Source organism: Photobacterium sp. BZF1 (genome assembly GCF_014349205.1).
Classification (GTDB): Bacteria; Pseudomonadota; Gammaproteobacteria; order Enterobacterales; family Vibrionaceae; genus Photobacterium.
Window position 1 is genome coordinate 20,005 of sequence record NZ_JACSOF010000081.1, and the last position, 9,104, is coordinate 29,108.

General features: G+C 49.7%; 4 protein-coding genes, 1 tRNA gene and 2 rRNA genes. 1 reads left to right on the forward strand and 6 read right to left on the reverse strand.

All coding sequences use genetic code 11. The annotated features are described in order from the left end of the window. Nucleotides 1-6: 6 nt before the first annotated feature. Nucleotides 7-3,678, reverse strand: coding sequence for a methionine synthase (gene metH, locus BIZ37_RS17845; RefSeq protein WP_187462629.1), 3,672 nt, complete (start codon nt 3,676-3,678; stop codon nt 7-9). 203 nt (nt 3,679-3,881) lie between these two features. Between metH and BIZ37_RS17850 the strand changes: the two genes are divergently transcribed. Further along, nucleotides 3,882-5,171 (forward strand): sodium:proton antiporter, encoded by a 1,290-nt coding sequence (locus BIZ37_RS17850; RefSeq protein ID WP_187462630.1) that lies wholly within the window; start codon nt 3,882-3,884, stop codon nt 5,169-5,171. 239 nt (nt 5,172-5,410) lie between these two features. Here the strand turns inward: BIZ37_RS17850 and metA are convergent, their stop codons facing one another. From metA to rrf (BIZ37_RS17875), 5 genes are all read right to left on the reverse strand, one after another. After that, a complete protein-coding gene (gene metA / locus BIZ37_RS17855; protein ID WP_187462631.1) occupies nt 5,411-6,352 on the reverse strand; it encodes a homoserine O-succinyltransferase in 942 nt (313 codons plus the stop codon). Between the two features lie 308 nt (nt 6,353-6,660). After that, nucleotides 6,661-8,511 (reverse strand): bifunctional UDP-sugar hydrolase/5'-nucleotidase, encoded by a 1,851-nt coding sequence (locus BIZ37_RS17860; RefSeq protein ID WP_187462632.1) that lies wholly within the window; start codon nt 8,509-8,511, stop codon nt 6,661-6,663. Between the two features lie 256 nt (nt 8,512-8,767). Next, nucleotides 8,768-8,883: ribosomal RNA gene (rrf, locus tag BIZ37_RS17865) — 5S ribosomal RNA — on the reverse strand. An 8-nt stretch (nt 8,884-8,891) separates the two neighbouring features. After that, nucleotides 8,892-8,967 (reverse strand) — tRNA-Thr (locus tag BIZ37_RS17870). Nucleotides 8,968-9,014: 47 nt separating this feature from the next. Further along, a 5S ribosomal RNA gene (rrf, locus tag BIZ37_RS17875) occupies nt 9,015-9,104 on the reverse strand; the annotation flags it as partial.

The following is a 9,104-nucleotide window of genomic DNA, read 5'->3' on the forward strand; positions in this document are numbered from 1 at the left end:
AATCTATTAGCCGTTGAGGTTCGGCCCCAGCCATTTCTCGGCTTCGACCAAATCCCAGCCCTTGCGATCAGCATAGCTGTCACGCTGATCATCTTGGATCTGGGCGATCGCAAAGTATCTCGAGTCTGGATGAGAGAAGTACCAACCCGAGACAGACGCACCCGGCCACATAGCATAGCTGGTCGTCAGTGACATACCGATGGTCTCTTCTACCTGCAATAGCTCCCACAGCGACCCTTTTTCGGTATGCTCAGGACATGCCGGATAGCCCGGTGCAGGGCGGATCCCTTGGTATTTCTCACGGATCAGATCATCGTTGGACAAATCTTCATCCGGCGAATAGCCCCAGATATCCTTTCGCACCTGCTCGTGCAGGTATTCGGCAAACGCTTCTGCCAAACGGTCGGCCACGGCCTGGATCATAATCGCATTGTAGTCATCGCCCGCCGCTTTGTAGGCATCGGCCAACTCACGTTCACCAATACCGCCGGTGACCGCAAAGGCACCAATCCAATCGGCTTTCCCGCTTTCCTTCGGCGCAATGTAGTCCGATAGGCAGTAGTTGAAGCCCTTCGGTTTCTCGGTTTGCTGGCGTAAGTTGTGTAGTACCTTGGCCACTTCAGTGCGCGACTCATCGGTGTACACCTCGATATCATCTCCGACACTATTGGCCGGGAACATAGCACACATCCCCCGCGCCTTGAGCAAGCCTTCCTGCTCAACCCTGTCTAGCAAGTCATTGGCGTCTTTAAACAAACGACGCGCTTCCTCACCCACTTCTTCATGGTCAAGAATAGCTGGATACTTACCCATCAGCGACCAGGTCATAAAGAACGGGGTCCAGTCGATATACTGGCGCAGGGTAGCAACATCGAAGTCATCGAAGACCTGCACACCTGATTTCAGAGGTGCCGGCGGGGTGTAACTATTCCAATCAATCGCGACCTTGTTTGCCCGTGCAACATCCAGGGAAACCGGCTTGGTCTTTGGACGCTTGCGGCTATGCTGGTCACGTACCCTGACATAGTCGGCATCAAGCTTTTCGACAAAAGCAGGACGCAATTCATCAGACAGCAGCGAGGTACACACGCCAACAGCACGGGAGGCATTATTTACATACACCACCGGATGGCTGTAGTTCTGCTCGATCTTCACTGCAGTGTGAGCCTTGGATGTCGTCGCACCACCGATCAACAGCGGCAGGTCGAAGCCTTGGCGCTCCATCTCTTTCGCCACATGGACCATCTCGTCGAGGGAAGGTGTAATCAATCCAGACAGGCCAATGATATCGACATTCTCTTCCTTGGCGACCTTAAGGATCTTCTCGCACGGCACCATCACACCAAGATCGATGATTTCGTAGTTATTACATTGGAGTACAACGCCCACAATGTTCTTGCCGATATCGTGGACATCGCCTTTTACTGTTGCCAGCAAGATCTTACCGTTTGTCGCACCCGCTTGTTTCGCAGCGTTAATATAAGGCTCCAAGTGGGCAACCGCTTGTTTCATTACCCGAGCAGACTTCACTACCTGCGGCAGGAACATCTTACCTTCACCGAACAGGTCACCAACCACGTTCATGCCATCCATCAACGGCCCCTCGATCACTTCAAGCGGCTTGGAGGCATTGAGTCGAGCTTCTTCGGTATCTTCAACGATAAACTCGGTGATCCCCTTGACCAAGGCATGCTCAAGGCGCTTTTCTACCGACCAGGTACGCCACTCAAGTGCTGACGCATCGTCTTCCTTGCCCACGCCTTTATTGGCATATTCCGCAGCGATATCCAGCAGGCGCTCTGTCGAGTCATCACGGCGGTTCAGGACTACGTCTTCTACCGCTTCACGCAACTTCTCCGGTACGTTGTCGTACACTTCAAGCTGACCAGCATTGACGATCCCCATATCCATACCGTTCTTGAAACAGTGGTACAGGAATACGGCATGGATAGCTTCGCGGACGTAATTGTTACCGCGGAAAGAGAACGAGACGTTAGAGACGCCACCAGAAATCATGGCATGGGGCAGATCGCGCTTGATGTCGGCTACCGCTTCGATGAAATCAACCGCGTAGTTGTTGTGCTCTTCGATGCCGGTCGCAACCGCAAAGATATTCGGATCGAAAATGATATCTTCCGGCGGGAAGCCAACTTCATCGACCAAGATACGGTAGGCATTGGTACAGATCTCCAGCTTGCGCTGGCGGGTTTCAGCCTGGCCCACTTCATCGAACGCCATCACGATCACGGCTGCACCGTAGCGGCGGATCAGCTTGGCCTGCTCAACAAATTTCTCTTTGCCTTCCTTGAGCGAGATAGAGTTAACAATCCCCTTGCCCTGGATACATTTCAGGCCAGCTTCGATGACTTCCCACTTCGAGGAGTCGACCATGATAGGCACTTTGGAAATCTCTGGCTCGGAAGCACACAGGTTGAGGAATCGCACCATGCACGCTTCGGCATCCAGCATCCCTTCATCCATGTTGATGTCGATGATCTGGGCACCGTTTTCTACCTGCTGGCGGGCAACTTCCAGCGCCTCGTCATACAATTCTTCTTTGATCAGGCGTTTGAAGCGCGCCGAACCGGTCACGTTGGTTCGCTCGCCTACGTTGACGAACAAGGTATCTTTTTCAATGGTCAGCGGCTCAAGACCCGACAAACGGCAGGCAACCGGTAGCTCAGGCAACGCCCGAGGCGCAATGTCTGCCACTGCTTCGGCCATCTGGCGAATATGTTCTGGCGTGGTGCCACAACAGCCACCGACTAAGTTTAGGAATCCGCTTTCCGCCCACTCTTTGATATGGCTCGCCATCTCTTCCGGAGACAAGTCATATTCACCAAAGGCATTGGGTAGACCGGCATTTGGGTGGGTAGAGACGGCACATTCAGAGATGCGCGACAACTCTTCGACATACTGGCGCAACTCATCAGGACCAAGAGCACAGTTCAGGCCAAATGAAATAGGGTTAACATGACGTAGGGCATTATAAAATGCCTCGGTAGTCTGGCCTGACAGGGTGCGGCCTGATGCATCGGTGATCGTACCGGAAATCATCACCGGTAACGAATAGCCCAACTCTTCAAATACAGTATCGACCGCAAAGGCACACGCCTTGGCATTGAGGGTATCGAAAATCGTCTCGATAAGGATGATGTCTGAGCCACCCTCGATCAATGCGCGGGTCGATTCGGCATACGCCTCGACCAACTGGTCAAAGGTAACATTGCGGAAACCAGGATCGTTTACATCCGGCGATATGGAACAAGTTCGGTTGGTCGGGCCCAGCACACCGGCCACAAATCGCGGCTTGTCCGGTGTCTTTGCCGTCCACTCGTCGGCCACTTGACGGGCAAGCTTGGCTGCTTCGAGGTTGATCTCGGCACTCAACGCTTCCATCTCATAATCGGCCATCGCGATGGTGGTCGCGTTGAAGGTATTGGTCTCTAGGATATCCGCACCAGCCTCAAGGTATGAGGCATGAATATCCTTGATCAAATGTGGTTGGGTCAGTACCAGTAAATCGTTGTTGCCCTTGAGGTCCATGTGCCAATCGGCAAAACGCTCACCACGGTAATCTTGCTCTTCCAGCTTGTAGCCCTGGATCATGGTGCCCATGCCACCATCAATGATCAGGATCTGCTCTGCCAAGCGCTTATTTAGTAAATCCTTGCCCATCAACACCGCTTTACTTCCTTATCTAATGTTACAGCTAGTTCACATCCTACCATAGCAAAAATGGAAATCTAGACGTCTAAAGGGCTTTTCGTTGATTAATTTTTAACTCATTGTAAGAAATTAAAGATAGCTATCGGGCAGCGATAGATTTATATTTTGACACAATTTTCAGCTTTACTTTCAATTACCATCGAGGTCACTGGATGTCAGTTTACAGCACCCTCTGTTTCCTGGCGGCAGCAGCAATGCTGATCGCTTTTATAAACAGTAAAATAGGAAAAATGCAGACCACTATCGCCATTACTGCTGGGGCGTTGGTGCTATCTCTGGGCATCATTGTTGCCGGGCATAACGGCTGGTTCCACCTAGAAGACATTGCTGCAAGCCAGCTTGGCGAAATCAACTTCGAGAACTTCTTGCTCAAAGGGATTCTAGGTTTCTTGCTGTTTGCGGGTGGTTTGGGGATCAAACTTCCCCACCTAGAAGATCAAAAGTGGGAAATCACCACACTTGCGCTTGCCGCCACTTTATTTTCAACCTTCTTTATCGGCTTTTCCCTGTGGGGTATTTGTCAGGTACTCGGTATCCAGCTCGATTTGATCTATTGTTTGATCTTTGGCTCGCTGATCTCGCCAACTGACCCGATTGCCGTGCTCGCTATTGTAAAAAAACTCGATGCGCCAAAGCGTATCTCTACCCAAATTGAGGGCGAATCTTTATTCAATGACGGCTTCGGCCTTGTCATTTTCGTTACCCTATTTACCATCGCTTTTGGTAACGAAGCCCCTACCGTTCTTGGTGTTGGCCAACTCTTCCTGCAAGAGGCTATTGGCGGTATCGCCTACGGTTTCGCCCTAGGCCTTATTTTCCATTACCTGATCAGCTCGACCAATGACCACTCAATGGAACTACTGCTCACGCTGGGCATACCGACTGCCGGCTACGTATTTGCCGATGTCATCCACGTTTCAGGACCATTGGCTATGGTAGTTTCAGGTATCATGATCGGTAACTGGACCCGCTATATTGGCTTCTCGAAGGAAAGTGAAGAACACCTCGACCACTTCTGGGAGCTGGTCGATGAGTTCCTCAATGGCGTACTGTTCCTATTGATTGGTATGAGCATGCTGCAGTTCAGCTTCCACCAGGAAGACTGGGTCTTGATGGTCATCGCTGTACCGCTAGTACTGCTTAGCCGTTACCTCAGCGTAAAATTCTCCTACGTCGGTTTCAACCGCTACCGCGACTACAACCCGATGTCGGTTAGAATCCTGACCTGGGGTGGCCTACGCGGTGGCCTGGCCCTTGCGATGGCGATGGCAGTGCCGGCAGGTGTGATGGTGATCCCTGACAAGAACATTGATGTGCGGGAAATTATGCTGGTGATGACCTACTCGGTAGTCGTGTTCTCTATATTGATTCAGGGGTCGACGATTACCCCGCTGATCCACAAAGCCAAATTGTGGGAAGCCGAAAATAGCCCAAGTAAATAGCTACGATAAAAAAGACCTGCTTCGGCAGGTCTTTTTTTAGCTGGGAACTATTTCTATTGCAGTTGAAAGAACGTCCCAAGCACCAGAATGTAAATTTCAAAAGCGCAAAGTGACATCCATGTCGCTCCAACCCGCCGTCCCTGGCGGGTAGGTTTTGAAATTTTATCCTAGTGCATGGGCCGCATACGTAAAGCTGGATGGCCACCTACTCTGCAAGTATTGTGTTATTCGGCAACAAACTATTCATCTGTGGTGAAGTTGGCTTCCGAGAAATGCTCCAAGTCATAAGGAGTCTGCTGGTAGACACAGTAGTTTAGCCAGTTGGCAAACAGCAGGTGACCATGGCTACGCCAGCTGGCAATGGGTGGGTTATCTGGATTATTGTCCGGGTAGTAGTTCACCGGTACATTTGGCTCCATTCCTTCCCCAACATCCCTGACATACTCATTATGCAGGGTATCAACATCATACTCCGGATGACCGGTTACAAACACATTCCGTTTGTCTTTGGTCGCAGCCAAGTACACACCGGCCTGCTCAGACGTCGCCAGAATATCTAGATCAGTATGCTCTTCCAAATACTCTGGTGAGAAGTCGGCAAAGCGGGAATGTGGCGCCAAGAATGAATCATCAAAGCCACGCAGGATCGGGTTGTGGCAATCATGAATACGGTGCCAATAGACCCCTGATAACTTCTCCTTGCGGGTACGCTTAGGCAGATCGTACAGCAGTTTTAAGCCAGCCTGGGCTGCCCAGCACACAAACAGCGTTGAAGTCACATGCTGTTTGGCCCAGTTCATGATGGTCTGGATTTCTTCCCAATAGAGCACATCTTCAAACTGCACCAAGCCAAGCGGAGCACCCGTTACTATCAAGCCATCGAAGTTGCGGTCTTTCACCATTTCGAACTGGCGATAGAAGGTGTCGAGATGCTCAGTCGGCGTATTCTTGGTAGGCCGGTTGTCTATACGGAGCAATTCAACATCGACCTGCAGCGGACTATTGGACAGCAGACGCAGAAACTGGGTTTCCGTTTCAATCTTCTTTGGCATCAGGTTAAGCAGCAGCACCTTCAGAGGACGGATTTCCTGACTCGAAGCACGGGCTTCCGACATCACGAAGATATTCTCTCCTCGTAGGATATCGGTTGCAGGTAATTTGTCAGGGATCTTAATCGGCATGGGTGCTTCTCCTTAAACGTGTTTCCCGTCTAAACCTATTGATATAGCCATAATAGGCAAGAGATGTTTAGACGTCCAGATATCTAAACCTACCTGATTCTCTAACTAAGCGCAACCCAAGGCAAGGCTGGTATATCCCCTCGAAGACAGTGTTACAGTAGCCGCCTTTATCATCCCTACAAACTTGTGTCCGTAACTGAACTGACGTCTCCACCCTCAAAAACGACCAATAAAAAAGGAGGCCTCAGCCTCCTTTACGGTCATCTTCAATTGCCTGCCCAATGAGCTAACAAGCTGATGTTGACAATTTAGTTACTTTTTAACGGGATAAAGTTCTGAACTGCCATCTCATCGACTGTCGGCTGCTGCAGTGATTTGCCTTCGGCATGCAACGCTTTGATGTAGTTGATCAATGAGTCGGTGTAAAGCAAGCCCGTATCTTCACGACGGTTATCGTCTTCAAATGCAGGAACCATAGACAAGTAGCTGTCACCACCTGCTGCAACAAAATCGTTGGTTACCACGACGTAGGTTTCATCAAGCTTAATTGGGTGCCAGCTATTTTCACCTCGACGACGAGCTTCAACGTTGCTCGCGCGAGAGCCTTTAGCCTTGTTCAAATCAACATCGAAACGTAGGTTCGTCGCTGCAGGGAACGCACCTGAAGAGTTGTTTGCTACAACATTATCAAGCGCATCTTCCAAGGTGTTAACGATCTCTTGACCTGTCATATCGAGGTTGACTAGGTAGTTTGTGAAAGGCAATACATTAAAGGCATGACTCACGCTAACCTGACCAGCTGGAATGCTGGTACGTACACCACCGGAGTTCTGAAGTGCGATATCAGAGCGTAGGGAAAGGTGTGCGAAGGCATCAGTAACAATATTGGCCATAACACTACCATGCGCATTCAGGAAGTCACGATTGGCGTTTTCAACACCACACAAGGACCCCGAAGCATGACCCTGACCAGGTACTCGTTCATTACATAAGTTAGCATCGCTGCTGCCGATGATCTCTTGCTTACGCTCCTCAATTTGGGCGCTGTAGTAAGCCAATTTATCGACAGTAGTTGCATCTTCCGCAACAATGCTGACTTCAGCTGTAGCAGCAACATAGTCTCGAATCGCTTTCAGCTCAGCTTCACTGTGGGCTTCTTTCCCCTTAGAGTCAGCAGTGAAGTTATCGCCAAGCGGTAGGTGAGCATGGCCGTCACAACTCACAACGTTACCTTCACTATTAAACTGAATGTTTAGTTCACCCATTGCTTTGGCATTATCCCAAGCCTGAACAATACAGACATCATTACCATCGGCATTGGTCAAAATAGTTGGGTAGTCACCACTAATAGGCTGCCCCATTGCAGCGAACGTTTCAGCATCACCCAATAATGAGTGGCTGTCGCCGCCAACAATAACATCCACGCCGGAAAGTTGTGACGCCATTGCGACATCATTTTCGTAGGTATAGTGGGTCAACAATACAATATGATTGACACCTTCTGACTTGAGTTTATCGATGTATTTTTGTGCCGTTTCAACTTCGTCGAGGAATACCGTATCCTCAGATGGCGAAGAAGAGTCTTTGGTCTTATCTCCAATATCAATACCGATCACACCAACTTGGTGTTCACCAAATTGGTAAACTTCATACGGCGTGTATAGGCCAGCAATTGGGTTTGATGGATCAACTTGAACATTTGCCGCGACTACATCGGTACCGCAGGCATCCGCCTCTTCGCTAGTCGTCAGGGTTTTGATGAAGTGGGCGAGTTGTTCATTGCCGTCATCAAACTCGTGGTTACCCAGCGCGAACGTATCAAAACAGACTTGGTTCATCATCAGCGCGTCTGGCAGTTCGTCACGGAACAGGCTGTAGTACATGGTACCGGTAATTGCATCACCCGCATGTAGTTTCAGCACGTTACCACTGTCGCGTTCGTTAAACTTGGTCACCAAACGTGGAAAACCACCGACATCAACATACGTTTCTACGCCACCCAGATTCAAGCTCTGCTTTTCGCTCGCATCAACTTTGGAGTGGTGATCATTGATATGCAAAATACGCAAATTTAGGCTGTCTTCAACTGGCGTTGAATCAGATGAGCTGCATCCTGCCAAAATAGCAACGATGCTCACAGCGAGCGCCTGCTTTTTCATTTTCTATACCCTAACTGACTAATAAATGGTTATTTCGAGTAACAAAGGCCCGAATATACAAGGCTGCACCTTTATATACCAATTGAGTTGGTAACAAGTTATTCCATTACAGTTAAAGAGAGAGATGAATAGTGAAAGATGTGATGTTACTTCATAGGAATGGAGGATTAATCAAAGGAGTTGGTATTACATTGAGGGAGCTATTTACATAGCTAAAATGAAAAAACCCAGCCGTTAGGCTGGGTTTAGAAGAGGTGTTCAGCAATGACCTACTCTCACATGGGGAGGCCCCACACTACCATCGGCGCTACAACGTTTCACTTCTGAGTTCGGCATGGGATCAGGTGGTACCGCTGTGCTATTGTCGCTGAACAAAATCGTGGTGCTAGTACCCAGATTTGAACTGGGGACCTCACCCTTACCAAGGGTGCGCTCTACCAACTGAGCTATACCAGCACGCAATTCTGCGTGAAACCCGCGTTTGCGAATTTCTGAAATTGGAAGCCTGGCGATGTCCTACTCTCACATGGGGAGGCCCCACACTACCATCGGCGCTATTACGTTTCACTACTGAGTTCGGCATGGGATCAGGT

Coding starts and splice junctions, on each gene's coding strand:
- metA (WP_187462631.1), bottom strand. CDS start 6,352: ATGCCGATTAAGATCCCTGACAAATTACCTGCAACCGATATCCTACGA.
- metH (WP_187462629.1), bottom strand. CDS start 3,678: ATGGGCAAGGATTTACTAAATAAGCGCTTGGCAGAGCAGATCCTGATC.
- BIZ37_RS17850 (WP_187462630.1), top strand. CDS start 3,882: ATGTCAGTTTACAGCACCCTCTGTTTCCTGGCGGCAGCAGCAATGCTG.
- BIZ37_RS17860 (WP_187462632.1), bottom strand. CDS start 8,511: ATGAAAAAGCAGGCGCTCGCTGTGAGCATCGTTGCTATTTTGGCAGGA.